This window comes from Duganella sp. Root1480D1 (assembly GCF_001427305.1).
Classification (GTDB): Bacteria; Pseudomonadota; Gammaproteobacteria; order Burkholderiales; family Burkholderiaceae_D; genus Rugamonas.
In genome coordinates, this window is sequence record NZ_LMFZ01000004.1 from 219,253 (window position 1) to 242,811 (window position 23,559).

Consider the following 23,559-nt stretch of genomic DNA (forward strand, 5'->3'; position numbering starts at 1 on the left):
TAGAATACAACTTCCTTCTGTGGGGACGACCTGGTTTCGACGTGGGTTGCAAAGCAGAACAGGGCATACCGAGGGCTGGTTACCTCGTAAATACACCCAGAAACAAACTAACTGCAAACGATAACTCGTACGCACTGGCAGCTTAATCGCTGACCTGCCCGACAACACCTCGCCCTTAGGGTGTGACCGCAAGGTCGTGTTGGGTCATTTATAAGGGATCGAGCTACGAGGGTTCACTTCGAGTAGCTCTAAATCTAAGGTGAATCGCCTTTACGAAGCGTGCACGTCCGCGTCGTAGGGGTTAAATTAAATGGCAGTGCTAAGTATGTAGAACTGTCTGTAGAGTGCTTGCGGACGCGGGTTCGATTCCCGCCGTCTCCACCACCGAACAAAGAAAATGGGCTCCAAGCGCAAGCTTGGGGCCCTTTTTCTTTGTTCGTTAGCGCAGAGTTGGCGGGAACCGAATCCGCGTCCGGTACTGGCGCGGGGTGGAGTGCGGGTTTCGGCTCGCATGCGAGCCGCGCGCGGAACGACGTCCGCTTGCAAGCGGACGTCTCTTCGATTCGCCCATTCTCGAAATCGCATCGCGATTTCGCGCCGCGTCAGCGGCTCACGGCAAGCTCAGCTTTAATGAGTCACCACATTGGCATTCGCCTGCAGATCGTGGCCGCCGTCGAGATTCAACAGAATGAACTGAACCGGTGATTCTTCCAGCGCATTCGTTTTCTTCAACTGCTCAATCAACGCGTCCAGGTTCGCGTAGTCGAACTGCGCGCACCAGCGGGCCATCTTGGCGAGGCACCGTACAAAGTCGACCGGATCGTTATCGCGGGTTAGACGCAGTCAATGTACTGCGGATGGAACAATGTCGTTTTCACTCGCAGAAATGCCGGAAATGTCGTTTTCCCTCTCATAATTTGAGTCAGAGCCAGCATCGAGTTTGTCGTTTTCCTTCACATTTTCACGCTCGCGAGCTCAAAATTGTCGTTTTCCCTCTCAAATATGGGGCGGCTTGTCGTTTTCCCCCGCAGTTTTCGAATTACAGCCCGCACGCCTCAACTGCATAGGCACTTAGATTCGCGCGCCCTTCCGGTGTCATGTTTCTCGCGAAGAAGCAGGCATAGGGCCGGTTGGTGGCTTGGTCAACGTAGAGGTACTGCGTCGGCACGTTGTACGCAATGTCGAACTTCGAAGCTGGCTGGCTTGGAGTGAGCGCTTTGAACATCAGGTGCAGTTTCAAGCCGAAGTTCGGGTGGTGGAAGTCGAAGCATCCTTCCGGATAAGCGCAGCTGCCGTTTTGCGCCGGCAAATGCAGCGGAACGACTGTTTGCAGCGATTGGTCAGTCGGCATCCGCTCATAGCGCATCGCGACGGGCGGATCGTCGGTGGTGATTTCGTTGATCGCGCTGCCTGGCTGATGGAAGTCCGCATAGAGCGCATCAAAAGCGGTCCAGCTGTCGGGGTGAATGAAGGTCTGCTTGACCTGCTCTTTTTCATACGTGGTTTGCGCTTGCACTGCGTACACCGCCCTTACGCGCGAGGATTTGGTCTGGTATGGGAACGGGCTCTGGTCATCGGCCAGGTTCTTCAACAAGGCATTCATCAGGCCGAGCGTGCCGCGCGATTGCCCGACGATGAAAATATTGCTGCCGTCTATACCGAGCATGCCGGACCTGTGGCGCGCCCATTGCACGGCGCGGGCGATGTCCGTATTCGGGATGTCGAGATTGGGTGGCTGGCCATAGCGCTGGCTCGCCACCGGGTGGCGGAATTCGATCGACATGAACGCGAAGCCCAGCGCCAGCGCCGGCGTTACCAGTTTCGGATAGAGCTCGCCCTGCTGGGGCAAGTTATCGGTGGCGCCGTTCGGATGTGCCCAGATGATTAAGGGCAGCCTTTGCGATGCTGGCAGCGCTGCGGGGCGGTAGAAGTCGAAGCGCTGGTCCAGCGTAACGTCGTAAGCACCGGCTGGCGACTTCTCATCCCACGCCGTGCCTTCGGCGTAGCAGATATCCCTGGCAACCGTGGCCTGGGTTCCTTGTGTTTGGGTATAGCTGGATAGCTCGGCATCTGTGCTGATCTTGCGGCATGGATCTGCTGCGGCGGCGCCTGTAGTTGCGGCCAGCAGCAGGCCGCTGAACAGACACAGGAAAAAACGAGGTTGGATGATTTGTCGCATTCTCTGCTCCGGAATTGGTGTTTGAATGGTGGACAGCTGAGATACATTATCATTAAAACAATTAACTGATCGTATGGGAGGACGGGGTGGAGAAATTCGAGAAACTGTTTTCTTACGGGACGCTGCAGCAGGAAGACGTGCAGCTTGCAACGTTTGGGCGCAAGCTCGAAGGCATGGCAGACCAGTTGAATGGTTATAAGCTTGGGCTGCTCGAGATCGATGATCCCAAAGTGGTTGCGACGAGCGGCAAAACGCATCATCCGATCATTTCGCGCAGCGGCAGCGGGACAGACGCCGTCATTGGCTCGGTGCTTCTGGTCACGCCAGCGGAATTGCAGCAAGCGGACCAGTATGAGGTGGCTGCCTACAAGCGGCATAGCATCACGCTGGCATCCGGAACTGTTGCGTGGGCTTATGTGGACGCCCGCGATCCGGACTGAAGCTGTCGCTCATTGAGCAAGCTCCATCGAGCCTGTTAACTCGCGCGTATTCCTGGATGTGGACTGACGCACAGACCACTCGCCTCCGCGCGGCGTAGCCTGTACGCTGGCTCAAGGAGGCAGCGTGGATCAACGAAGTCACAAGGAGCTGCGTCACGACAGCGGTACCGCCGAGCGCTTCGACATGGCGGTACGCACAGCCCTGGCTTTTGACCAGGGCGCTGCCTATACCTATCTCGCCATTTGCGGCGTGGAGCACATGCTGATCCGCTCCTTCGCCGAGCGCTTCCCGACGCAGGTGCGCTCAGTCGCCTCCCTGCCCTGGCACTCGAGCGACCGCCGCAGCGATTCAATGCAGCGTGCGTTTTAGCGCGCGCCGCCCCTTCATCAGGGCCCTGCGGCTGTCGTAGCTGGACTGCGGTTGAGCCAGAATTCCGGCGTGGTATCGAAATAGCTGGCGAGCTGCTGGGCGGTGGCCGGCGAAATACTGCGCTCCTGCCGCACGATGCCAATCAGGTATCCGGGTTCCAGGTGCAGCACGCCAGCCAGCGTGCTTGTGGTCAGCCCCATGGGGTCCATGAATTCTTCCAGCAAGGCTTCGCCCGGATGGATCGGGCGCATTGTGGTTTCCATAGTCGCCTCCTTCCCTTCGATTCTACTACTGTGCAGCCACAGGCAATACTGTTGGCTTAGAATAGCGACAGTATGAAATGGAAAGCTTTCACTGCGACCGCCCTCCTCGCGCTCGCTGCCCACAATGTGCATGCCGCCTGCGGCACGATCCGCTTCGCCTACCCCGACCAGCACCGCCCGCCATATTGGCTGGGAAATGGCGCGACCGTGCCCGAGCCGGCCGGCGCCAGCGTGGAATGGATCCGCGAATTTGCTGCCAGCGGCGGCTGCGCGATCGAACTGGTGCGGCTACCGGTGATGCGCCTGCGCAGTGCGCTGGCCGGCGGAACGGTGGACTTTATTCCCGTCGATATCACAGCCGATGGACAGCCCGGCATCGTGATCCCGCGCGACGCGCAGGGCAAGCCGGATACCAAGCGCGCGGCAACCCTTTTCGTAGCTGCCTTTGTGCGTGCCAAAGACGGCTACGCGCGCGATCTCGATCCACTGGAAATGGTGCGCGGCAAACGGATCGGCGTGATGTATGGCGCCACCTACAGCGGGCTTCTGGAAAAGGCCGGCGCCATTCTCGACCAGGGTGCGTCAGCCGTGCCGAGCAATTTCGACAAACTCATGCTCGGCCGCGTGGATGCCTTCATCGTGCCGATGATCGCCGCCTCCGACCTGGACAAATACGTGGCCGACCATTACAAGGGCCAACTGGTGCGGCTGGAAAAACCGGTACTGAAATCCTATCTCTGGGTTGCCACCAATCCGGCCTATTACGAGGCACACCGCCACGAGGTCGATACCGCCTGGAACTGGGTCGGCAGCGCAGGGAACAAGCGCCTCAATATGCTGCTCCGCAAGTACACCGAGAATTAGGATATTCCTCCCTACCGGCCTACAATGGACTATTGGCCGTAGCTACAAGGAGGCAATCATGTCCACACTCAACAAGGGACGCAGCCTGGAGCAACAAACCCACGATGGCACCAGCAGCATCGCGACCATGGGCGCCGGCTGCACCGGCCGCCGCAACCTCTCCCAATCACAGGAAGGCAACCAGCAATCAGCCGAATCGGCCGGCCGCACCGACGACCTGCTGTCGGGCTGTGTCGATGAGGAGAAACGCGAGCACGGTTTCCAGACGGGCACCCAGTACCGCCAGGGCGAGCAGCGCGATTCGGGCCCCGATACCGTCCGGCGCAGCGAACGTTAATAGTTCTTGATCCAGTACAAGTTTTACCGTTGAACAAATTTCCTGGGTGGCGCATAATGCGAATGATAACAATTCTCATTACGAAGCCACTTAGGAAATAGCATGTCGTTCAACAAATCCCCGCTGGCGCTTGCCATTGCGCTGGCATTGCCGCACTTCGCAGCCCTCGCCGAAGAAGCCACCCTCCCCTCCGTAACCGTCACCGCCGCCCGCGAAGCCGCTTACAACCCGAGCAGCGCAACCAGCGCCACCAAGATCGATGCGCCGCTGCGCGACATTCCGCAAACCGTGAATGTGGTGCCGCAGGAGCTGTTGCGCGACCAGGGCGCAAGCTCGATGGAAGATGTGATGAAGGGCATTCCGGGTGTCGGCCTGTCGCATGGCGACGGCCAGCGCGACCAGGTGACCATCCGCGGCTTCACCGCGATCGCCGACCAGTTCATCGATGGCATGCGCGACGACGCACTGTATTTCCGCGACCTGTCCAACATCGAGCAGATCGAAGTCATCAAGGGCCCGGCCTCGGTGCTGTATGGCCGCGGTTCTTCGGGCGGCATGATCAACCGCATCACCAAAAAGCCAGGCATCGACCGCATGGAAGCCAGCGTGACCTTCGGCAGCTGGAGCAAGAAGCGCGGCGAATTCGACGTGGCGCGCAACCTGAAGGATAGCGGCGTGGCCTTCCGCGTCACTGGCGCCAAGGAAGATTCCGACAGCTACCGCGACCAGCAATTCCTCAAGCGCGAGGCGCTGTCGCCTTCGCTGCTGTGGAAGCTCAGTGCCGATACTTCCCTGCTGGTGCAGGGCGAATACCTGTCCGACCGCCGCCTGACCGACTTCGGCATCCCTTCCTACAAAGGCCTACCGGTCGACGTTGAGCCAGGCACCTACTACGGTGCCGCCAATGCGCGCGACGTGGACTTCAGCCAGGCGCGCGTGAAATCGCTGGCCGTGGTGCTGGATCACCGCATCAACGCCAACTGGTCTCTGCGCAACGCGTTCCGCCGCTACGACTACTCGCTGAACCGCAACAACACCCTGGTTGGCAGCGTCAACGAGGCGGCGCAGACCGCCTCCCTCACCCATGGCAATGTGCGCCGCGAAGAAGATGGCTACTTCAACCAGACCGAATTGACCCAGCACGCGGAATTCTTCGGCATGCAGCACCAACTGCTGTATGGCATTGAGATCGGCAAGCAGGACAAGGACCAGGTCAACCGCTCGAAAACCAATGTGGCTACGGTCAACCTGTTCAAGCCCGTGCTGCCAGTACTGCAACTGGAAGCCAATGTGGCACCAGGCACCGACAATCTTGGCATCATGAAGAACAAGAGCGTCTACGTCCAGGACCTGGCAACGCTGACGCCGCAATGGAAGCTGCTGGCCGGCGTGCGTTACGATGACTTCAGCCAGGAGACCCATGAGCGCCGCGCTGGCCAGAAGAACCTGGAACGTACCGACCGTGCCTGGAGCCCGCGTGCCGGCATCGTGTACCAGCCAAGCGGTACTGTTTCCTACTACGCTTCGTTCAGCAAGTCCTTCCAGCCTTCGGGTGAGACCTTCGCACTGGCCGCCAACAATGCCGCCATCGAGCCGGAACAAACCACCAACAAGGAAGTAGGCGCGAAAATCGACCTGTTCGATAGCCAGGCCACCGTTGGCGTGTCGCTGTTCCGCCTGCAGCGCACCGGGATCAAGGCCACCGACCCAATCACCCTCGTCGTCATGCCGGTTGGCACACAGCGCACGGACGGCCTGGAGCTGACCTTTACCGGAGACCTGGGCCACGGCTGGCAAGTCGCTTCCGGCCTGGCGCTGCTGGATGCCGAAATCATCAAGTCCATCGCGCGCGACGACGGCCAGAACGTGCAAGGCAAGCAGCCAACGCTGACGCCCAAGCACAGCGCCAACCTGTGGCTGAACAAGGCACTGGGCGGCGGCTGGTTCACCGGCGCCGGCGTGAACTACCAGGGCGACCGCTTTGCCAACCCGGGCAACACCACCACCCTGCCTGGCTACACCGTGGTCGATGCCATGGTGGCTTACCGCACCGCGTCCTTCGATGTGCAGCTTAACGTGAACAACCTGTTCGACCGCGAATACATCGTTTCAGGCCACGGGTCAAGCAAGCTGCTTAACCTGCCGGGCGCTCCGCGCAATTTCCGCGTCACGGCCCGCTACCGCTTCTGATCCAACTGAGGCACAATCGGGACATTACTTTGCGAAAGGAATGTCCCGATGATTTACGAGCTGGCGGAATTTGAGATCAAGGATGGCCTGGGTGCCGATTTTGAGGCGGCGGTGCAGACGGCCGTGCCGCTGTTCCAGCGCGCCAAAGGCTGCAAGTCGATGCGGCTCGAGCGCGTGATCGAGCGCGCCAACACCTATATGCTGGTCATCGTGTGGGAAACACTGGAAAACCACACCGTCGATTTCCGCGGCAGCGAAGACTTCCAGGCCTGGCGCGGCATGGTCGGCCAATACTTCGCCAACACCCCGCGCGTCGAACACACTGCCAACGTCGTCGCCGGATTCTGATGCGAATCCTCGCCTGCCTGCTGCTGGCTACGGCCAGCCTGCCTGCATTGGCTGCCACACCGGCGGAAACCATGGATGCTTTCCAGCGCGCGCTGGCGGAAGGCAGGCGCGATGCGGCGCTTGCCCTGCTCAGCCCCAAGGTAAAGATATTCGAATCCGGCTATACCGAAAATAGCCGCGACGAATATGCCGCGCACCATCTCGACAGCGATATCGATTTCCTGCGCACGACCCAAGCACGGTTGCTGCGGCACGAAGAACGCCGCGACGGCGCCGCCGCCATCGTGATGCGCGAAACGGAAACCACCGGCAGCTACAAGGGAGCCGAGGTTCACCTGTTCGGGCTCGAAACCGCAGTGCTGGAGCAGCGTGGCGACGGCTGGCAGATCGTGCACTTGCACTGGTCATCACGCAAGGCGCAGGCGAAGTAAGCGCGCGCCGCATTGCAACGCCTTACGCGACAATCCCGCTAAACAGGAGACTTACTATGCCAAGCACCATTTACCGAAATTTCCGCCAGATCGCGGATGCCGAAGGCGCCCGCAGCGCCTTGCTGGCCGAAGGCTTTGCCAATTCGGCCGTACAACTGAACCTGCATGAAGCACGCCCGCTGAACACTACCGCATCGGCCGTGCAGAACATCATGGATTCGCTCACCCCGGACGATGTCGACAACACCGACAAGCCGGACCGCCCTGCAGCCCTGCTGTCGGTCGATGTGGACGACGACGCCCAGCGCGAGCAAGCCGACCGCATCATGTCCCGCTTCGGCGCACAGGAAGCCTAGTTCGATACAGCCTTCAGGCCTGACACCGCGCGCTTGGCCGACGGTGGTGCAGGCTGTCGCCTGCCACCCGCGCCTGTTGCAAAGGCTGCAGCGGCAAGCAGCCGTGGTGCGCCGCCTTGGCTCGGTGTGCTCCAGCGCCTGGCTGCTGGCCCATGCCGGCCTGCTGGACGGAAGACGCGTCACCACCCATTGGAATATTTCAGCCTCGCTGGCGCAGCGCTTCGAGCAGGTGCAGGTAGAGCACGACCAGACCTACCTGCGCGGCGGGAACCTCTATACCTCGGCCGGCGTCACTGCCGACATGGACCTGGCGCCGGTGGAAGGAGACCTGACCGTGGACCAGTTGGCCGCGCAAGCCGGCATGAGCGTGCGAAATTTCTCACGCGCGTTCAAGAGCGAGACAGGTGAAACGCCAGCCGATTTTGTCGAAGCCGCGCGGCTCGATGCGGCGCGGCGCCTGCTGGCGACTACCGGCTGCGCTTTCATCCCCAGCCTGCAGGGGCGGCGGTTTAGCGGGTGCGGGCCAGCCAGCCCGTCAGCTTCCTGGCCTTCAGCGCGGTTCCAGCCACCAGCCGGCGCTGCTTCAGCATGCGCAGGATGAGGTCCAATTCCTTGGGCCCGGGCTTGAGCGGCCGCAATGCCGCGCTCAGCTTGGGATAAATACTCCCTCTCAGAAAACGCGCATGTGCGGTCAGCATGAGATAGCCAAGCAATAAGAAAGTCCCGAGCAGCATATAGGCCTGGACCTGCCCCAAGCGCATCGAATCGCGAATCAGCAGCGGCAGGATAAAAAGGGCTGCCACGACGTAAGCCGCCAACGCCACGATAAATGACCGGTCAACGCGCGAAGTGTCCAGGCGGTTCCTGATCTCCGGTTCGACCGCGTGGAATTTTTCGAGCATGAGTTCGAAACGCACGTCGCGCGGCAATGGAGGCGTGCCTTCCTTGATCATGCGCTCAATATCCAGCCTACCTTTCTCGGTCTCGTAGACCCTCGGGTTGGTTGTACGCACCAGGGTTACAAGCGGTGCGATGCCGTCGGCCAGCGTCTTGAATTTATTCAGCCTCGCAGGCAGCTCCGAATGGCAGTTCTGGCACTGCGCGTAATGGCCGATGGTCTCGCCCTTGCCATACACCACGCTATACACATGGTTTGCCATCTCCACATTGCAGATCAACATTGGAGCGACTTCCCTGCAAATCGGGCAGAAGTCTGCCGCATAGCCCTGCCGGTTGACGACTTTCCTGGTTCCCCACCAAATCACAAACATGAAACGACAACCCCTAAGAAACAGAGTGATGGAATACCTGGCGCAGGTAGGCGAGGAAAGTCTCGTCCTTGCACAGCGTCTTGCCCGGCGAATCGGACAGCTTGGCGACCGATTGCCCATTCAGGCGGATCAGCTTCATCACGATATTCAGCGGCTTGATGCCGACATCGTTGGTCAGCCAGGTGCCGATGCCGAAGCCCACCATGATGCGGTCGGCAAACTGGCGATACAGGCGGAAGGCGGTATCGAAGTCCAGCCCGTCCGAGAACACCAGGCGCTTGGTGTTGGAGTCGATGCGCAATGCCTGGTAGTGCGCGATGGCCTTTTCGCCCCACACGATCGGATCGCCCGAATCGTGCCGCAGGCCGTCGAACAGCTTGGCGAAGTACAGGTCGAAGTCGTTAAGGAAGGCATCCATGCCCACCACGTCGGTCAGCGCGATACCGAGGTCGCCGCGGTACTCCTGCACCCACGCCTCGAGCGAAGCCTTCTGGAACTCGCGCAGCCGCACACCGAAAGCCTGGAAGGACTGCATGTACTCGTGGGCCATGGTGCCGATCGGGATCAGACCAGAATTTTTCGCGATGTAGACGTTGGAGGTGCCCTTGAAGCATTCCGGCACCTCGCGTGCCAGGCGCTCGACGACTTCATCGTGCCATGCGGCCGAAAAGCGGCGGCGCAAGCCGAAATCCGAAAACTCGAAAGGATGACGCAGCGCCGGCGTGGTGCCGAAGGCCTTTAACTGCGCAATCTTTTCGCCGAGGCGCTTGCGGCCCTCATCCAGCGCGGCTGGCGTGCCGACGCGGCGGAAGTACAGTTCATTGACGATATAGAGCACAAAGATCTCATACGCCATGATGTGCACCTGCGGGCCTTCGGCATGGATTACCAGGGTATCGCCCTCCGCGCGCACTTCGATAAATTTGCGCTGGAAGCGGAACACCGTCAGGAAATCGACGAAATCGCTCTTGATGTAGCGCAGGGAGCGCAGGTAATCCAGCTCGTCCTCGGTGAAGGACATGCTGCACAAATGGTCAAGCTGGGCCTCGACTTCTTCCTTCAACTCCGACAGGGGGAAGGCAGTCTGGTTGCGGCACACGAATTCATATTCGGCATGCGCGCTTGGATGGCTATGCAGCAAAGCCTGCCACATGGTGAATTTGTACAGGTCTGTTTCGAGCAGGCTGCGGACGACAGGGATCATTGCATGTTCTCCGCATTGGCCAGCAATTCCGGCAGTACTTCAGCCGAAGTAGCAAGGCGAGCACCTCGGCGCTGCATGACTTGCGCGAATTCGAGATATTGGGCTTCAAAGCCGGACACGGGGCTCATGCAGTCGGTGACCAGCACCAGTTTGCGCGGATCGATATGGTCGGCAATATGCTCGGTGGTCGCCTTCACGCAATGGCTGCCGGCTTCGCCGGTGATGTAGATGGTGTCGGCAAGCGCCAGGCTGGCAATCAGCTCGCGGTTCAATTGCGAGGCAGGATCGGCAGGATCGGGTACTTCGGCCATCACGGCGGAATAGTGTTCGGTCCAGGGATTGGCACCCTTGCCGACCTTGGCCACCACGGCGTGGCGCTCCTCCTCCCAGGCGTTGTAGGCAGCGCGCACGGCATCGTGCACGTTATGGCCCCAGCTACCGATTTCGCAGTGGACGGGCCACACCATCAATTGATAGCGGCCGGCGGATTCCAGCGAATCGAGATAAGACAGCACGCGCGGCAAGGCCGATTCGTCGCGCGGCGCAAACCGGCCAGCGCGCACGTCAACGGCGGAAATCTGCGTGAATGGCCCTGGCGCCGCACCATCGGCCGCGCGCCAGAAGGTCGGGTGCGCCACGTCATAGCGGTGGTGCGAATCGAGCGTAACGGTGATGGCCGAGAGACCGGCGCCGCCCTGTTCGATCAGGCTGGCGAGACGCAGCATGTCCTGGTGGGCGCCCGGAACCGGCAAGGCTGGCGTGGCAGGTGGAGGCAAGTCGCAGAAATCATTCTGCGGATCGATAATGAGCAGGTGATAGTGGAGTTTCATTTTGCAATGATAGCAAATGATAAAAAAGGCAGCACAGGCGGCGGGCCGGTGCTGCCAAGTCCACTATGGGGGACTGAACGGTTGAGCCCGTGTCACACCATGGGGTCACACCCCAAGTGTGACACAGGCTCAGCCGTGTAGTTGTCGAGCCCGTGTCACGGTTGGGGTGTGACCCCAGGGTGTGACACGGGCTGGGCTGTATTACGCTGCGATCAGTTGTTCGATCGACTTCTGTGCTTTGGCCAGGGTGTCGGCTACTGCTTGCTCGCCCATCGCTACGCCTTCGGCGCGGATGAATTGCACGTCGGTCAGGCCGATGAAGCCCAGCACCGTGCGCAGGAAAGTGGTCAGGTGGTCATATGCCACGGCTGCGCCTTCGCTATAGACGCCGCCGCTGGCGGTGAATACGTAGACTTTCTTGCCCTTCAACAGGCCTTCCGGGCCGTTGGCAGTGTATTGGAAGGTGCGGCCAGCGCGGGCCACGTGGTCGATCCAGGCCTTCAGCGACGATGGCACGGAGAAGTTGTACATTGGGGCGCCGATCACGACCACGTCCGCTGCGATCAGCTCGTCAACCAGGGTGTCCGATACCTTTACAACATGCGCTTGTTCGGCATTGCGCGCTTCCGCAGGCGTGAAGAAGGCGCCCATCATCTGTTCGGTCAGGTGCGGCACAGGGTTGGCAGCCAGGTCGCGCTCGACCACGGTATCGGCCGGATTGGCAGCTTTCCATTTGGCGATGAATTCGGCCGACAGTTGGCGGGACAGCGAACCAGCGCTACGGACACTGCTGTTGATGTAGAGAACGTTTGCCATGTACTTGCTCCAAGAAAGGTGGTGATTGCGGCCATCTTAGAACGGGTTTATTATCGACGAAATAGGTTTTATAACGATAGAAATTATCGATTTTGTTGATATGCGAGATCCCGGCCACCCTACCCTCGACCAGTTGCGCGTCTTCATCGCGGTTATTGACCATGGCGGCTTCGCCCACGCGGCACGCGCCCTGCACCGCACCCAATCGGTCATCAGCTACACCATTGCAAACCTCGAAGAGCAACTGAACCTCACCCTGCTTGACCGCAGTACGCGCAAGCCGACCCTGACCGAAGCCGGCAAGACCTTGCTGGCCGATGCCCGTGCGGTGACTAGCCGCGTGGACGGCATGCGTTCGCGCGCCAAGGCGCTCGGCATGGGGCTGGAGGCTGAGTTGAGCATCGTGGTCGACGTGATGTTCCCGGCCTGCGTGCTGGTGCGCGCGCTTGAGCACTTCCAGCGTGAATTCCCGACAGTCTCGCTGCGCTTGCATACGGAGGCGCTGGGCGCGGTGGCGCAGATGGTGGCGGACCGCCGCTGCCAGCTGGGCGTGGCCGGCATGGCGGCGAACGCGCCCGTCATTATCGAGCGCCACGCGGCTGGCTTCGTGAAAATGATGCCGGTCTGCTCGCCGCTGCACCCGCTGTCGCGCGAAGCGGCGCCGATCCCGACCTCGATATTGCGCGAACACCTGCAACTGGTGGTGACCGACCGCAGCCCGCTGACCGAAGGCCGCGATTTCGGCGTGCTTGGGCTGCGCGACTGGCGCCTGGGCGACCTCGGCTCCAAGCACGCGCTGCTGGTAGGCGGGCTTGGCTGGGGCAATATGCCCGAGCACACCGTCATGCGCGACCTGGCGGAGGGACGCCTGGTGCGGCTGCATACCCAGGAAGGCCGTGAGCTGGAGTACCCGCTGTTCGTGATCCATCGCGGCGACGACGAACTGGGCCCGGCCGGAAAATGGCTGCGGCAAAAATTCATCGACCTCGACCATACGTTGCCGCAAGATGCTTTCTAAACATTCCTACAGGCCAGCGGCGTGTGCACCTACAGGCTTGAATGCGGCATCGGCCTAGCATGGATTCCGCTTCAACCACAAAGGAGAGCGATCATGGCACCACGCAAGGACAGTGAGCAATCGGACGATTGGCGCAACCAGGCTGGGCAAGCTGGCCAGGGTGGCGGTAATCGCCAACAAGGCCAGCGCGAGAACCTGACCGGCGGCAACCAGCAATCGGACCAGGAGCGCGGCAACAAGCAGAGCGACGTCGGCCAGGGCCAGCGCCAGGGCGGCCGCGATGAGCTGCTGGATGAGGAAGAAGGCAACACCGGCAACCGCGGCAATCGCGGCGGCCGTGACCAGCAACGCTAAGCTGCCAGGCGGCTAAGCCATTCCGGCGGCGCGCAGACGCGATTTCAGGCGGCGCACTTCGTCGCACAAATCCACTACGAGCGCCGCCAAATCTTCGTCCGCATCGAAATCCCGCTCAAGCTGGGCCAGGCGACGCGCCCTCCCCAAGTCCACGCTGGTGAATTGCAGGGTTTCGATGCTAGCCCCTTCACGGCCGATCAGGATGCCGCGCTGCACGTGGTGCACCACCCATTCCGGCTCCACGGCGCATGCGCGCGCCAGTTCATCCAGCGTCAGCGCCTGGTGTTCCAGCGGCACGCCTTCCACAATCTCTTCCTTGGGCATCGCTCATCCTCCTATTTCGCGTTGCATTTGTTCGTATAGCGCGCGCCGCTCGGGCGTATCGGCCGGCGGGGCAAAGATCTCCAGCGTCAGGTAGAGGTCGCCCGCCGTGCCGGCGTTATTCGCGGCAGGAATGCCACGCCCCTTCAGGCGCAGCTTGCGGCCGCCTTGCGAGTTGGGCGGCACGGTCACGGTCACGCGGCCGGACGGCGTGCTCACGTCACGCTCGCCGCCCAGTGCTGCAAGCCATGGCGGAATTGGGACTATTTCGTAAACGTCGCGGCCTTCGACGCGATAACGGTCATCGGCCTGGAAGGCGATTTCGAGGTAAAGGTCGCCCGCCTCGGCGCCATTCATGCCGGGCTGGCCCTGCCCTCCCAGGCGCAATTGCTGGCCGGCTGTCACGCCCTTTGGAATGCTGACCTTGAGATTCCGCTGGCGGCCCAGCGACACCTCGCGCTGGGCGCCGGCATAGGCATCGAGCAGGCTGATTTCAAGCACAGCGTGGATATCGTCGCCGCGCATGCGGAAGCCCTGGCGGCCGCCGCGCTGGCCGCCCACATGGGCAAACAGGTCGGCAAAGAAGTCTTCGGCGCTGGCGCCTTCGAAGCCGCCGCTCCAGTCGGGTGGCGGGCGGAATTCCTGGCCAGCGCGATACTGGCCGCTGCCCAGCGAATCGTAGGCAGCACGCTTTTCGGCATCGCCCAGCACGCCATAAGCTTCGTTCAGCTCTTTGGTGCGGGCATCGGCATCCGCTTCCTTGCTGACGTCCGGGTGATATTTGCGGACCAGCTTGCGGTAAGCCTTCTTGATCTCGTCTTCGCTGGCAGTCTTGGCGACTCCCAGCGTGGCGTAGTAGTCCTTGTATTCCACGCTATACCCTCGCAGTGAAGGAGAACATAGGGTATCAGGAAATCACCGCTTGCGGCTTCGCAACAGGACTCTGCGACGAACCCTAGGCCTGGGTGCCAAAGTCATACGCGTCAACGACAGCCTGGTGACGGGCGATCTGCACCTGCAGCGGTTCGATCTTCGCTGCGGCAGTGGCTTCGACCCTCTTGACCTTCTTGGTCACAGACTGGACAAGCTGCGAGACCATGATCAGTCCGCCAAGGATGATCGGAACGGCCCACCAGCCATACTGCACAATCGAATAGATCGCGAAGATGATAATCCCCCATCCGATGAGTGTGGAATTCCTGTCGTCGGCTTTTCGTAAGGCTTTTACCTCGCTGTCCCGCCAGGCGCAAATTGCATTCAAATCCGCGTGCAGTCTCCTCAGGGCGAACTCGGATGCCGCGCGATTGGTGCCAATCTTCACATCGTCCAGCGTTTCTTCCATTCGTCGCAGTGAGACAACTCCGCCGCCACGTTCGACGTGTTGTTGGACGCCACAGTAACCACAGGCGAAGTCGTCAATCTCCGGTTTCACTTCGAGGCCGGCTCCACACTGCACACACTTCAAGGAAATAATCATCATCTGTCACGCAGCACATTGAATTGTCCAATGCGCGCCAGTGTACGAGTTCATTTCCAAAACAGCAACATGCATTGCAAAGAAAAAGCGCCTTCGATCGAAGGCGCTTTTTTGCTGTTGAATACTACAGCTTAGCGGTTATACGACGTCTGCATGTAGCGGCGGTAGTTGTCGGCAGACTCGATCCGTACATTACGCGACTTTACGGTCACACCTGCTTGCAGCACAGGGAGCTTGAAGGTGGTGCTGAAGGTACCTGCCGCGGTCGGCGATTCGGTCGACTCGAGGCCGGAGCTGATGCCCGAAGTTTCTTCGCTGATGGTGATCCAGCTCACCGTGTTCGGATTGACAGCGGAGACTGCCAGCGTGAGGTCGCGCGTGTTGTAGCTGGACAGCGCTGCCAGGCTTTGCTCCGACAGCGTCGGGAAGGCGGTGCTGGCCTTGGTCTCGCTCAGGGTCAACGGACGGCGCTGTACTTTCAGCACGTAGGTACCGTCGCTGGTGCCGGAAGCGAAGGACAGCTTGGCATTCGACGCGTCGTATGCAGTCACCACATACACTGCATTGTCCGGCAGGCGTTCCACCCCATCGTTGCCCATTGGCGAAAGGCCGCCGCAGTCGGTGCTCATCACGTAATTACCCGACGAGTTGGCGGTGTTCACCCAACCATAGCTCGCGCCTTGTGCGTTATAGCGCAAGCCACCTTGCGGCATGCCAGGACCGGTGATGATGATGTGGTCAACCACGCCGGAAGTCGTATTGTTAGCAGGGGTGCGGTCAACGACATTGAAGTTGATGCCGGTGCTGTAGCAGGTGCCGTTGGCGCCTACGTTTTTGCTCATGCTGGCAAATGCTTCCAGTTCCAGCGTGCGCAGGTTGCCGAGCAGGCGCCAGCCGCCATCGGTCTTGCGAATCTTCCAGTTTTCCAAACGGTCCATGATCTGGCCAGTCTTGGTTTTCACGGTGAACGACACGCGGGCGGTGATTTTGGCCGGGTCGCTGTAATCAATCTGGTGCACTTCGATGTCGGTGAAGGTCGCTCCTACCAGGGCCGGTTCGCTCACCAGGTGACGGAAGAAGTCGCCGGCACCCACGTCATCGTTGAGGAAGCCGGAGGCTGCAAATGGCAGCAGCGCATCGACGGTCGGCTGGCTATTAGCGAACTGGGCGATAAAGTCGGTCAGCGCCTTCTTCACCAGCGGGGCGTCAGTGGTTGCGGTGCTGACGTTATCTGCTGCCAGCTTCGGCGGATTGGTTTCGGCAGCGGCCTTCTGTTTCAGGTCGTCGGTGATGACGGAAGTGTTGGCGGTGGTGCTGATAGTGGCGACCGAGGTGTTGGCATCGACCGTCACGTGAATCGCGTCCAGCGCCTTATCGAGCGGGCTGGAAAGCGGAATGAATGGAGTACGCAGCAGGTCTGTGTTGGCGTCGACGCCCAGCGCGGTCAGGATCGCTTGCAGCTTTTCCTTGAGCTTGGCGGCTTCGGCATCGATGGTGCTTGCAGTGGCAGTGGCGGCGTTTTTATCGAACTGGTCGAAGAAGTCGGCCGAGAGCTGGCCGCCTACGTTTGCGGCGATCAGGTCGGTAAGCTGGGTGATGTTGATCTTGCCGGCCGCATCGGCACTGGTGGCGACCGAGTGCACGGTGTAGACCTGGCCGTTGGCCGAGCCGGAAGCGCGGAACACGAAGGGGCCGGTCATGCCGGTCACGTCGACCGAGTAGGCGCCGTTGCTGCCGATCTGGGCGACCTTGGTGGCGCCTTTCGAGTCCTTGACCGTTACGCTGCCTTCCAGTGGCGCGCCTACTGCTGCGGTACCGGTAAACACCACGGAAACAGGCGCCTGCACTGGCGGCGGCGTGGTGTCGGTGCTGGAGTTGCTGCCGCCACCGCCGCATGCGGCCAATGCCATGCTCACGGCACTGGCCAAAATCAGTTTATTAAATTTCATTCTTCCCTCGGGTTGTTAGCGTAGATTATTTTGTCTAATAGCCATTATTAATATTTCTATACAGAAACTATAAGTACTATTAAGCAATGCTAGCACAGCCTTGGGAGCCGGCTCAAACCTGCTGTTGCAAAAAAAAAGCGCGCCGTAAAGCGCGCTTCTGGAGAGGGCAGATCCCGATCAGCGAACGCGGCGGATCGATGAAATGCGATCGCTGAAGTCCCGCAGGTCCGGGTAACGGCCTGGGCCAAACGTGCGGCACTGGCCGGCGAAGTCGGCGTGTTCGCATGCTTCCCAGGTGCCGTAGTTGACGACCATCGAGTTGGCGTTGTCGTTGAAACCGACATCGCGCAGGGTATGCAGGTCGTTATTGATTTGTACGACGCGGCCACGGAAGCCGTTGTCATTGAACAGCTCGACCGCCGGGCCACGCTGTTCCTGCTCGTATTCGCGGTAATCGCGGCGTTCTTCACGGCGCTCTTCGCGACGCTCCTCACGCCAGCGGTCGTCGCGATTGTCGCGATTGTCGCGGCCCCAGCCCCAACCCTGGCCGTGCTCGCGGCGGCGCTCGATCTCGCGGGCCGACGAGAAGCTATTGTTGAACTGGCGCAGGTTCGGGTATTCGCCGCGCTCGAACACGGCGCACTGGCCCTGGAAGTTGACGTGCTCGCACAGTTCCCAGGTGCCTGAGCGCACCACCAGGCTGGAAGCGCGGTCATTGAAGTCGAAGTCGCGGAAATTGTTGGCGGCGCCGTCGGCGATCACCACGCGCTGGCCGCGGAAGTCTTCGCGCGAGAAGAGTTGCAGTTCACCGGCCGAAACGGCCTGGCCAAGAAGGGAAGCGGCCAGCAGGAAAGCGGCGGTCAAGGTATTCTTCATTACTAAATCTCCGATATTCAGGCATCCTAAGCGCACTAACGCGGCGCAAAGGCCGTTAGACTACCCTACCTTGTAACAAATTCCTACTGTGCAACACATGCCGACCACGATTTTGAGCTCCAGATTACGCAACGAAGCAACAGCATTATGGAAATTGGCGTGGCCGGTATTGATTGGACAACTCGCTACCGTCGGCATGGCCGTGGCGGACGTGGCCATGACCGGCCACACCAAGGCTTCCGAACTGGCGGCCGTATCGACCGGCGCGGCGATCTGGTCCATCGTGCTGGTGACCGTGATGGGCACCATGATGGCCATGAACACGCTGGTGGCGCATGAAGTCGGCGCCGGCAGCTACCAGCGCATTCCGCACCTGGTGCGCCAGGGCTTGTGGAAAGGTCTGGGCGTCGGCCTGGTGGCCATGGTGCTGGCCAACCTCTGCACCCTGCTGTTCGACCACCTGCAACTGGCCCCGGAGGTGAACCAGCGCGCTTCGATGTTCGTGCACATCATCAGTATCGGCTTGCCGCCATTCGCCTGCTATCGCGCGCTGTATGGCTACAGCGCCAGCATCAACCAGACCAAGCCGGTAATGGTGATCGCCCTGTTCGGCCTGGCCTTCAATGTGCTGGTGAACTGGCTGCTGATCTTCGGCCATTGGGGCTTGCCGGCGATGGGCGGCGTGGGCTGCGCGGTGTCGACCGGCATCTGCATGTGGCTGATGCTGGGCGCCATGCTGGCATGGATGCGCATCTCGCCGGCCTACCGCGCGACCTATCCTTTCACACATTGGGAGTGGCCGCACTGGCCGGAAATCCGCAGCATGCTGAAGCTTGGCCTGCCGATCGGCGTGACTTACTTTGCCGAGGTCAGTGCCTTCGGCGCCGTGGCGCTGCTGGTGGCGCGCTTTGGCGTGATCGAACAGTCGGCGCACCAGATTGCGCTGAACTTCTCATCGCTGGTGTTCATGGTGCCGCTTAGCCTGGGCATCGGTATGGTGACGCGCGTCGGCCAGGCCCTGGGCGAAGGCGATGCGCACCGCGCCCGTTCCGCTTCGTGGGTCGGGCTGGGCATGTCGCTGGCGTTTGCGGTGGTGTCGGCCATCTTCATCGCCTTGTTCCGCAATGAGATCGCGGCGGCATACACCAGCGACGTCGCCGTGCAGCAGACTTGCGTCAGCCTGCTGCTGTTTGCTGCGCTGTTCCAGTTGTCCGACGCGACCCAGGTGGCGGCGGCTTGCGCCATCCGGGGCTACAAGGTGACGCGCGGGCCGATGCTGATCCAGCTCCTGGCGTTCTGGGTCTTCGCGCTGCCGGTCGGCTGCATGCTGGGCTTGTGGAAGGAAATGGCGGCGGCCGGTTTCTGGATCGGCTTGGTGCTCGGCTTGACGATTGCTGCCATTTTGCTCACAGCCTATTTGCGCACACTGTCGAATTCCCGCGTGGCCGAAGGAAAAACGGCATAGGCCATTGCATTCCGAATATCAGCGGGGGCGGGTTCTGGTATTGTCTTGCGATTCGTAAGTAAACCATTCCGGGACAAACAATGCGCCTTATCCTCACCCTGGTGGCCCTGCTGGCCGCCGGTACCGCTTCCGCTGAACGCCTGACGCTGGAGCGCCTGTATGCCGATCCATCGCTGTCCGGCCCTGGCGTGCGTGCACTCAAAGTCTCGCCGGATGGCGCCCGCGTCACCTTCCTGCGCGCCCGCGCGGACGACCAGTACCAGATGGACCTGTGGGAATACAACATGAAGGACAAGACCACGCGCCGCCTGGTCGACTCCAAGGCCCTGGTCCCGGTCGAGAACCTGTCCGACGCGGAAAAAGCGCTGCGCGAACGTGCCCGCACCGCCGCGCTGAAAGGCATCATTTCCTACAACTGGTCGCCGGATGGCAAGCAGTTGCTGGTGCCGCTGGCCGGCAACCTGTACCTGGTCGACCTGTCCAAGCCTGACAGCGCGCGCCTGGTGGCGTCGGGCAGCGTGATCGACCCCAAGATTTCGCCAAAGGGCAAATACGTTTCCTTCGTGCGCAACCAGAACCTGTTCGTGATCGACCTGGCTACCGGCAAGGAGCGCCAGCTGACTACCGACGGCAAGGGCACCGTGCATAACGGCGAAGCCGAATTCGTGGCGCAGGAGGAGATGCACCAATTCACCGGCTACTACTGGGCGCCGGACGATTCCGCGATTGCCTTCCGCTGGTACGACGAAGCGCAAGTGCCGGTGGCGCGCCGCTTCGAGATCTATGCCGACCGCACCGACGTGGTGGAGCAGCGCTACCCTGCCGCCGGCGACAAGAATGCCATCGTCGGCCTGAAGATCGTATCGCCGAATGGCGGCGAGATCCGCGACGTGGACCTGGGCGCCAACAAGGATATCTACCTGGTGCGTGCCGACTGGAGCAAGGATTCCAGGTCACTGTTCTTCCAGCGCCAGTCGCGCGACCAGAAGACGCTGGAGTTGATCGCGGTTGACGCAGCTTCGCTGGCGCAGCGCCCGGTGCTGGCCGAAACCGCGAAAACCTGGACCACTATCAGCGACGACCTGCGCTTCCTTGAAAGCGGCAAGGGCTTCATCTGGTCGTCCGAGCGCACTGGCCGCAACCACCTGTACTTCTACGGCATGGACGGCAAGCTGAAACACGCCATCTCCAAAGGTGAGTGGGGCTTTGACGACGTGCTGGCGGTGGACGAAAAGGCCGGCAAGGTCTTCGTTTCCTCCAACAAGGACGCGGTCTACGACAAGCAGGTCTACGAATTGAAACTGGATGGCTCCACCGCCGACAAGCCTAAGCGCATTACCCAGGCCGACGGCTGGCACGACGCATCCTTCTCCAAGCATGGCGAAGTGTTCGTGGATACCTGGTCCGATCCGGCAACCCCGCCGCAGGTCGCGATCCGCCGTCCGGACGGCGCGCTGGTGAGCTGGCTGGAGAAGAACGAAGTCAACGAGTCGCACCCCTACTTCAAATACAAGCCCGACCAGTTGCCGGTCGAATTCGGCAATATGAAGGCGAAGGATGGCCAGACCCTGTACTACTCGATGATCAAGCCGTACAAATTCGACGCCAGCAAGAAGTACCCGGTCTACCTGTCCACCTACGGCGGCCCTCACTCGCAGCACGTGACCCGCAGGTGGGACGGCGCGCAGTTCGACCAGTACATGGCGCAGCAAGGCTATGTGGTGTTCCGCCTGGATAACCGCGGCTCCTCGCGCCGCGAACGCGTGTTCACCGACGCGATCTACCGCAACCTGGGCAAAGTCGAAGTGGAAGACCAGTTGACCGGTATCGACTGGCTGGGCCAGCAACCCTTCGTGGACGCCAAGCGCATCGGCGTGTACGGTTGGAGCTATGGCGGCTTCATGACCCTGCGCCTGCTGTCGCAAGGTTCGGACAAGATCGCGGCCGGCGTGTCCGGCGCGCCGGTGACCGACTGGGGCCTGTACGACACCCACTACACCGAGCAGTTCATGGACCGCCCGACCGACAACGTGGACGGCTACAAGCAATCGAACGTGTTCTATCACGTCGATGGCCTGAAATCCAAGCTGCTGCTGATTCACGGTATGGCGGACGACAACGTCCTGTTCACCAATACCACCAAGATGATCGACGCGCTGGTGAACCGCGGCGTGCAGTTCGAACTGATGACCTATCCTGGCGCCAAGCACGGCGTATCGAACCGCCTGGCCAAGCGCCACGTGCAAACCTACATCGATGCTTTCTTCCGCAAACACCTGAAACCGGAATCGAACTAAGGCCCGGGCCCAAGCGCCCTCGCCTGCCAGCCCGCCCGCGCAAGCCGGCGGGCTTTTCTTTTCCCCGCCTCAAACCGCTGAGCAACCCGCCACGCTACGATTGGAGGATGGGCTGGTTCGCAATCAACATCCTGTTACCAGTATTCGCCCCGCTGGCATTGCTATTCATCGCCGGCAAAATCTGCACGCCTATCGAAGCACTAGAGCTTGCTTGCAATCAGGCCTGAACATGTCAGACTCATATCGGGAGGTCGCCAATGAAACAATGGTTATCAAGATTCTTGAGTGACGAAGACCGTGCATCCAGAATCATCGCAAGCTGGATGGCTGGCATACTTATGGTGTGTTTCGTTTTGGAGATGTTCCCGATTTCTTATATGAAATAAGCAACGGCCAGCCTTGTCGAATTGGTCCTTCCTCATCCGTCGTAGTGATACGATCAACCACCACCGACGGAGTCGCCATGTCACTGCAACTGTTCTACCATCCACTCTCTTCCTATTCGATGAAGGCGCTGATTGCGCTGTATGAAAACGGCACGCCATTCGAGTACCGCATGCTTTCTCCCGACCACGCCAGCAACTACCAGCAGTTCGCTGAAATATGGCCGATTCAGAAGTTCCCGATCCTGCTCGATGGCGAGCGCATGGTGGTGGAGGCCAGCATCGTCATCGAGCACCTGGCGCTTTACTATCCCGGACCGGTAAAGCTGCTCCCGGCTGATTCCAAAGCCGCGCTGGAAGTACGCATGATGGACCGCTTCTTCGACAACCACATCGCCACACCGCAGCAAAAGCTGGTGGCCGACGTGCTCCGTCCCGACGGCGAACGCGACTCGCATGGCGTGGCCGAAGCACGCCGCAAGCTCGATACCGCCTACGCGTGGCTGGACAAAGTCATGGCCAGCCGCACCTGGGCCGCGGGCGAAGAATTCAGCATGGCTGACTGCGCGGCCGCGCCCTTCCTGCTGTACGCGCACTGGTCGCACCCGATTCCTGACAAACATGAACACGTGATGGCCTACCTGCGCCGCCTGCGTCAACGCCCATCGTTCGCCCGCTGCTGGGCCGAGGCCAAACCATACCGGCACATGTTCCCGCTGGGCGTGCCCGTCGGCGAAGAATAAAGACCTGCTTATGCCTTGCGGCTCGCTTTGTTGATCAAGTTCATCTACAATTGCCTATTTAACAATCAGAACAGGCAATAATGCGATCGATCTTGTTATGCGGGCTGCTCGCCTTCTCTGTGGCACAGGCAGCAGTGCTGCCCGAGAGTACCATCCAGAAGATGGCACCCAAGGTGAAGGCTGGCTGCATGCGCTCGGCTGTCACCCCTGAATTTACCAAGGAGCTGCAATCGGAAGTTTGTAGCTGCTCCGAACAGAACTACGTTGCCAAGTTGCGCGTTGCTGAGTTCAGCAATACGCAGGAAGCAAGCAAAGAGGACCGGGAGCGCCTGATGGCCTTGGAGGAAAAGGCTGTTGCAGAGTGCATCATTCCCCCGATGCAGCGGAACCTGGAAAAAAGCACTTTGGCGGATTGCCTTGCTGACCCGAAATCGCTGATCCCGTCGCGAAAACTGCCAACGGCGAAAGTGAAACTTGTTTGCGCTTGCGCTGCCGAACGCTATTCGAAGTCGGTTGACCTGCTGGAGGCTGGCCGCGCGAAAGACAAGAATGCAGTGGAGAAGAAAATGGCTGCGCTATGGATGACTAGCGTCGATGCCTGTATTGCCAACAAGCCTTAGCCCGGAAACGGCCAGAAGCAGCCCTTGGCGATCGCGAAAAGGAAGGAGCGGAATTGGTAGTTGGACGAAGCCGCTACGCGGAGGATGTGATGCCGACCGACCGGATTCAAAATGTAGCCTCGCCCCCACCCGGGGATTGTTTAATGAAAAACAAGAG

The 23,559-nt window shown here is 60.5% G+C and carries 27 protein-coding genes and 1 other RNA gene; 16 read left to right on the forward strand and 12 right to left on the reverse strand.

Annotation, left to right across the window (positions count from 1 at the left end; all coding sequences use genetic code 11):
* The first annotated feature begins 21 nt into the window (after window positions 1-21).
* Window positions 22-384: a transfer-messenger RNA gene (gene ssrA / locus ASD58_RS30425) on the forward strand.
* Window positions 385-627: 243 nt separating this feature from the next.
* Here the strand turns inward: ssrA and ASD58_RS31125 are convergent.
* On the reverse strand, window positions 628-789 hold the full coding sequence (locus ASD58_RS31125; RefSeq protein ID WP_156401183.1) for a hypothetical protein: 162 nt from the start codon (window positions 787-789) through the stop codon (window positions 628-630).
* A 250-nt stretch (window positions 790-1,039) separates the two neighbouring features.
* Window positions 1,040-2,179 carry a S9 family peptidase gene (locus tag ASD58_RS06705; protein WP_057260317.1) on the reverse strand — a complete coding sequence of 380 codons (1,140 nt, stop codon included), beginning with the start codon at window positions 2,177-2,179 and terminating at the stop codon, window positions 1,040-1,042.
* Between the two features lie 86 nt (window positions 2,180-2,265).
* On the opposite strand from ASD58_RS06705, the gene ASD58_RS06710 reads away from it, so the two are divergent.
* Together ASD58_RS06710 and ASD58_RS06715 are read left to right on the forward strand one after the other, a co-directional pair.
* A complete protein-coding gene (locus ASD58_RS06710; RefSeq protein WP_057260318.1) occupies window positions 2,266-2,619 on the forward strand; it encodes a gamma-glutamylcyclotransferase family protein in 354 nt (117 codons plus the stop codon).
* A 124-nt stretch (window positions 2,620-2,743) separates the two neighbouring features.
* A complete protein-coding gene (locus tag ASD58_RS06715) occupies window positions 2,744-2,989 on the forward strand; it encodes a hypothetical protein (protein ID WP_057260319.1) in 246 nt (81 codons plus the stop codon).
* 17 nt (window positions 2,990-3,006) lie between these two features.
* Here ASD58_RS06715 and ASD58_RS06720 read toward each other — a convergent pair whose 3' ends face one another.
* Window positions 3,007-3,252 (reverse strand): HigA family addiction module antitoxin, encoded by a 246-nt coding sequence (locus ASD58_RS06720; protein ID WP_200951578.1) that lies wholly within the window; start codon window positions 3,250-3,252, stop codon window positions 3,007-3,009.
* Window positions 3,253-3,324: 72 nt separating this feature from the next.
* Between ASD58_RS06720 and ASD58_RS06725 the strand changes: the two genes are divergently transcribed.
* The 7 genes from ASD58_RS06725 to ASD58_RS30430 all read left to right on the forward strand — a co-directional run bounded on the left by ASD58_RS06725 (window position 3,325) and on the right by ASD58_RS30430 (window position 8,379).
* Window positions 3,325-4,116, forward strand: coding sequence for an ABC transporter substrate-binding protein (locus tag ASD58_RS06725; protein WP_057260320.1), 792 nt, complete (start codon window positions 3,325-3,327; stop codon window positions 4,114-4,116).
* Between the two features lie 58 nt (window positions 4,117-4,174).
* Window positions 4,175-4,453: a hypothetical protein gene (locus ASD58_RS06730; RefSeq protein ID WP_057260321.1), complete on the forward strand. Its 279-nt coding sequence runs from the start codon at window positions 4,175-4,177 to the stop codon at window positions 4,451-4,453.
* 102 nt (window positions 4,454-4,555) lie between these two features.
* Complete coding sequence (locus ASD58_RS06735) at window positions 4,556-6,643, forward strand: TonB-dependent siderophore receptor (RefSeq protein WP_057260322.1); 2,088 nt, start codon at window positions 4,556-4,558, stop codon at window positions 6,641-6,643.
* Between the two features lie 48 nt (window positions 6,644-6,691).
* Window positions 6,692-6,991, forward strand: coding sequence for an antibiotic biosynthesis monooxygenase (locus ASD58_RS06740; protein ID WP_057260323.1), 300 nt, complete (start codon window positions 6,692-6,694; stop codon window positions 6,989-6,991).
* Window positions 6,991-7,422 carry a DUF4440 domain-containing protein gene (locus tag ASD58_RS06745; protein ID WP_057260324.1) on the forward strand — a complete coding sequence of 144 codons (432 nt, stop codon included), beginning with the start codon at window positions 6,991-6,993 and terminating at the stop codon, window positions 7,420-7,422. The genes ASD58_RS06740 and ASD58_RS06745 overlap by 1 nt, the downstream gene beginning before the upstream one ends.
* A gap of 56 nt (window positions 7,423-7,478) precedes the next feature.
* Window positions 7,479-7,778, forward strand: coding sequence for a hypothetical protein (locus tag ASD58_RS32090; RefSeq protein ID WP_057260325.1), 300 nt, complete (start codon window positions 7,479-7,481; stop codon window positions 7,776-7,778).
* Between the two features lie 46 nt (window positions 7,779-7,824).
* Complete coding sequence (locus tag ASD58_RS30430; protein ID WP_229209917.1) at window positions 7,825-8,379, forward strand: DJ-1/PfpI family protein; 555 nt, start codon at window positions 7,825-7,827, stop codon at window positions 8,377-8,379.
* Here ASD58_RS30430 and ASD58_RS31130 read toward each other — a convergent pair.
* The 4 genes from ASD58_RS31130 to ASD58_RS06770 all read right to left on the reverse strand — a co-directional run bounded on the left by ASD58_RS31130 (window position 8,288) and on the right by ASD58_RS06770 (window position 11,899).
* Window positions 8,288-8,944 carry a hypothetical protein gene (locus ASD58_RS31130; protein ID WP_162252992.1) on the reverse strand — a complete coding sequence of 219 codons (657 nt, stop codon included), beginning with the start codon at window positions 8,942-8,944 and terminating at the stop codon, window positions 8,288-8,290. The two genes, ASD58_RS30430 and ASD58_RS31130, sit on opposite strands and share 92 nt — an antisense overlap.
* Before the next feature lie 118 nt (window positions 8,945-9,062).
* Window positions 9,063-10,253, reverse strand: a complete 1,191-nt coding sequence (gene pncB / locus ASD58_RS06760) for a nicotinate phosphoribosyltransferase (RefSeq protein WP_057260327.1) — start codon at window positions 10,251-10,253, stop codon at window positions 9,063-9,065.
* Complete coding sequence (locus ASD58_RS06765; RefSeq protein WP_057260328.1) at window positions 10,250-11,083, reverse strand: hypothetical protein; 834 nt, start codon at window positions 11,081-11,083, stop codon at window positions 10,250-10,252. The genes pncB and ASD58_RS06765 overlap by 4 nt, the downstream gene beginning before the upstream one ends.
* Before the next feature lie 201 nt (window positions 11,084-11,284).
* Window positions 11,285-11,899: an FMN-dependent NADH-azoreductase gene (locus ASD58_RS06770; RefSeq protein ID WP_057260329.1), complete on the reverse strand. Its 615-nt coding sequence runs from the start codon at window positions 11,897-11,899 to the stop codon at window positions 11,285-11,287.
* 100 nt (window positions 11,900-11,999) lie between these two features.
* On the opposite strand from ASD58_RS06770, the gene ASD58_RS06775 reads away from it, so the two are divergent.
* Window positions 12,000-12,917 (forward strand): LysR family transcriptional regulator, encoded by a 918-nt coding sequence (locus tag ASD58_RS06775; protein WP_057260330.1) that lies wholly within the window; start codon window positions 12,000-12,002, stop codon window positions 12,915-12,917.
* A gap of 93 nt (window positions 12,918-13,010) precedes the next feature.
* Window positions 13,011-13,271: a hypothetical protein gene (locus ASD58_RS06780; protein ID WP_057260331.1), complete on the forward strand. Its 261-nt coding sequence runs from the start codon at window positions 13,011-13,013 to the stop codon at window positions 13,269-13,271.
* A gap of 12 nt (window positions 13,272-13,283) precedes the next feature.
* On the opposite strand, the gene ASD58_RS06785 is transcribed toward ASD58_RS06780, so the two are convergent.
* The 5 genes from ASD58_RS06785 to ASD58_RS06805 all read right to left on the reverse strand — a co-directional run bounded on the left by ASD58_RS06785 (window position 13,284) and on the right by ASD58_RS06805 (window position 17,894).
* The gene (locus ASD58_RS06785; protein WP_057260332.1) at window positions 13,284-13,595 is read right to left on the reverse strand and encodes a chaperone modulator CbpM; all 312 of its coding nucleotides are present in this window, start codon (window positions 13,593-13,595) and stop codon (window positions 13,284-13,286) included.
* A gap of 3 nt (window positions 13,596-13,598) precedes the next feature.
* Window positions 13,599-14,465 carry a DnaJ C-terminal domain-containing protein gene (locus ASD58_RS06790; protein ID WP_057260333.1) on the reverse strand — a complete coding sequence of 289 codons (867 nt, stop codon included), beginning with the start codon at window positions 14,463-14,465 and terminating at the stop codon, window positions 13,599-13,601.
* 82 nt (window positions 14,466-14,547) lie between these two features.
* Window positions 14,548-15,072, reverse strand: a complete 525-nt coding sequence (locus ASD58_RS06795; RefSeq protein ID WP_057260334.1) for a hypothetical protein — start codon at window positions 15,070-15,072, stop codon at window positions 14,548-14,550.
* A gap of 128 nt (window positions 15,073-15,200) precedes the next feature.
* Window positions 15,201-17,018 carry a hypothetical protein gene (locus ASD58_RS06800; RefSeq protein WP_057260335.1) on the reverse strand — a complete coding sequence of 606 codons (1,818 nt, stop codon included), beginning with the start codon at window positions 17,016-17,018 and terminating at the stop codon, window positions 15,201-15,203.
* A gap of 177 nt (window positions 17,019-17,195) precedes the next feature.
* Window positions 17,196-17,894: a beta/gamma crystallin-related protein gene (locus ASD58_RS06805; RefSeq protein ID WP_057260336.1), complete on the reverse strand. Its 699-nt coding sequence runs from the start codon at window positions 17,892-17,894 to the stop codon at window positions 17,196-17,198.
* A gap of 97 nt (window positions 17,895-17,991) precedes the next feature.
* Here ASD58_RS06805 and ASD58_RS06810 point away from each other — a divergent pair, with 97 nt between their 5' ends.
* From ASD58_RS06810 to ASD58_RS06825, 4 genes are all read left to right on the forward strand, one after another.
* Window positions 17,992-19,359: an MATE family efflux transporter gene (locus ASD58_RS06810; protein ID WP_057260337.1), complete on the forward strand. Its 1,368-nt coding sequence runs from the start codon at window positions 17,992-17,994 to the stop codon at window positions 19,357-19,359.
* 80 nt (window positions 19,360-19,439) lie between these two features.
* On the forward strand, window positions 19,440-21,656 hold the full coding sequence (locus tag ASD58_RS06815; protein ID WP_057260338.1) for a S9 family peptidase: 2,217 nt from the start codon (window positions 19,440-19,442) through the stop codon (window positions 21,654-21,656).
* A gap of 463 nt (window positions 21,657-22,119) precedes the next feature.
* Window positions 22,120-22,782: a glutathione S-transferase family protein gene (locus ASD58_RS06820; RefSeq protein ID WP_057260339.1), complete on the forward strand. Its 663-nt coding sequence runs from the start codon at window positions 22,120-22,122 to the stop codon at window positions 22,780-22,782.
* A gap of 80 nt (window positions 22,783-22,862) precedes the next feature.
* Window positions 22,863-23,402, forward strand: coding sequence for a hypothetical protein (locus ASD58_RS06825; RefSeq protein ID WP_156401184.1), 540 nt, complete (start codon window positions 22,863-22,865; stop codon window positions 23,400-23,402).
* Window positions 23,403-23,559: the final 157 nt, after the last annotated feature.

Bases quoted from the DNA above. Each gene is read 5' to 3' on its own strand.
- ASD58_RS31125 (WP_156401183.1), bottom strand. From the start codon at position 789: ATGGCCCGCTGGTGCGCGCAGTTCGACTACGCGAACCTGGACGCGTTG.
- ASD58_RS06705 (WP_057260317.1), bottom strand. From the start codon at position 2,179: ATGCGACAAATCATCCAACCTCGTTTTTTCCTGTGTCTGTTCAGCGGC.
- ASD58_RS06720 (WP_200951578.1), bottom strand. From the start codon at position 3,252: ATGGAAACCACAATGCGCCCGATCCATCCGGGCGAAGCCTTGCTGGAA.
- ASD58_RS06725 (WP_057260320.1), top strand. From the start codon at position 3,325: ATGAAATGGAAAGCTTTCACTGCGACCGCCCTCCTCGCGCTCGCTGCC.
- ASD58_RS06730 (WP_057260321.1), top strand. From the start codon at position 4,175: ATGTCCACACTCAACAAGGGACGCAGCCTGGAGCAACAAACCCACGAT.
- ASD58_RS06735 (WP_057260322.1), top strand. From the start codon at position 4,556: ATGTCGTTCAACAAATCCCCGCTGGCGCTTGCCATTGCGCTGGCATTG.
- ASD58_RS06740 (WP_057260323.1), top strand. From the start codon at position 6,692: ATGATTTACGAGCTGGCGGAATTTGAGATCAAGGATGGCCTGGGTGCC.
- ASD58_RS06745 (WP_057260324.1), top strand. From the start codon at position 6,991: ATGCGAATCCTCGCCTGCCTGCTGCTGGCTACGGCCAGCCTGCCTGCA.
- ASD58_RS32090 (WP_057260325.1), top strand. From the start codon at position 7,479: ATGCCAAGCACCATTTACCGAAATTTCCGCCAGATCGCGGATGCCGAA.
- pncB (WP_057260327.1), bottom strand. From the start codon at position 10,253: ATGATCCCTGTCGTCCGCAGCCTGCTCGAAACAGACCTGTACAAATTC.
- ASD58_RS06765 (WP_057260328.1), bottom strand. From the start codon at position 11,083: ATGAAACTCCACTATCACCTGCTCATTATCGATCCGCAGAATGATTTC.
- ASD58_RS06770 (WP_057260329.1), bottom strand. From the start codon at position 11,899: ATGGCAAACGTTCTCTACATCAACAGCAGTGTCCGTAGCGCTGGTTCG.
- ASD58_RS06775 (WP_057260330.1), top strand. From the start codon at position 12,000: ATGCGAGATCCCGGCCACCCTACCCTCGACCAGTTGCGCGTCTTCATC.
- ASD58_RS06780 (WP_057260331.1), top strand. From the start codon at position 13,011: ATGGCACCACGCAAGGACAGTGAGCAATCGGACGATTGGCGCAACCAG.
- ASD58_RS06785 (WP_057260332.1), bottom strand. From the start codon at position 13,595: ATGCCCAAGGAAGAGATTGTGGAAGGCGTGCCGCTGGAACACCAGGCG.
- ASD58_RS06795 (WP_057260334.1), bottom strand. From the start codon at position 15,072: ATGATGATTATTTCCTTGAAGTGTGTGCAGTGTGGAGCCGGCCTCGAA.
- ASD58_RS06800 (WP_057260335.1), bottom strand. From the start codon at position 17,018: ATGAAATTTAATAAACTGATTTTGGCCAGTGCCGTGAGCATGGCATTG.
- ASD58_RS06805 (WP_057260336.1), bottom strand. From the start codon at position 17,894: ATGAAGAATACCTTGACCGCCGCTTTCCTGCTGGCCGCTTCCCTTCTT.
- ASD58_RS06810 (WP_057260337.1), top strand. From the start codon at position 17,992: ATGCCGACCACGATTTTGAGCTCCAGATTACGCAACGAAGCAACAGCA.
- ASD58_RS06815 (WP_057260338.1), top strand. From the start codon at position 19,440: ATGCGCCTTATCCTCACCCTGGTGGCCCTGCTGGCCGCCGGTACCGCT.
- ASD58_RS06820 (WP_057260339.1), top strand. From the start codon at position 22,120: ATGTCACTGCAACTGTTCTACCATCCACTCTCTTCCTATTCGATGAAG.
- ASD58_RS06825 (WP_156401184.1), top strand. From the start codon at position 22,863: ATGCGATCGATCTTGTTATGCGGGCTGCTCGCCTTCTCTGTGGCACAG.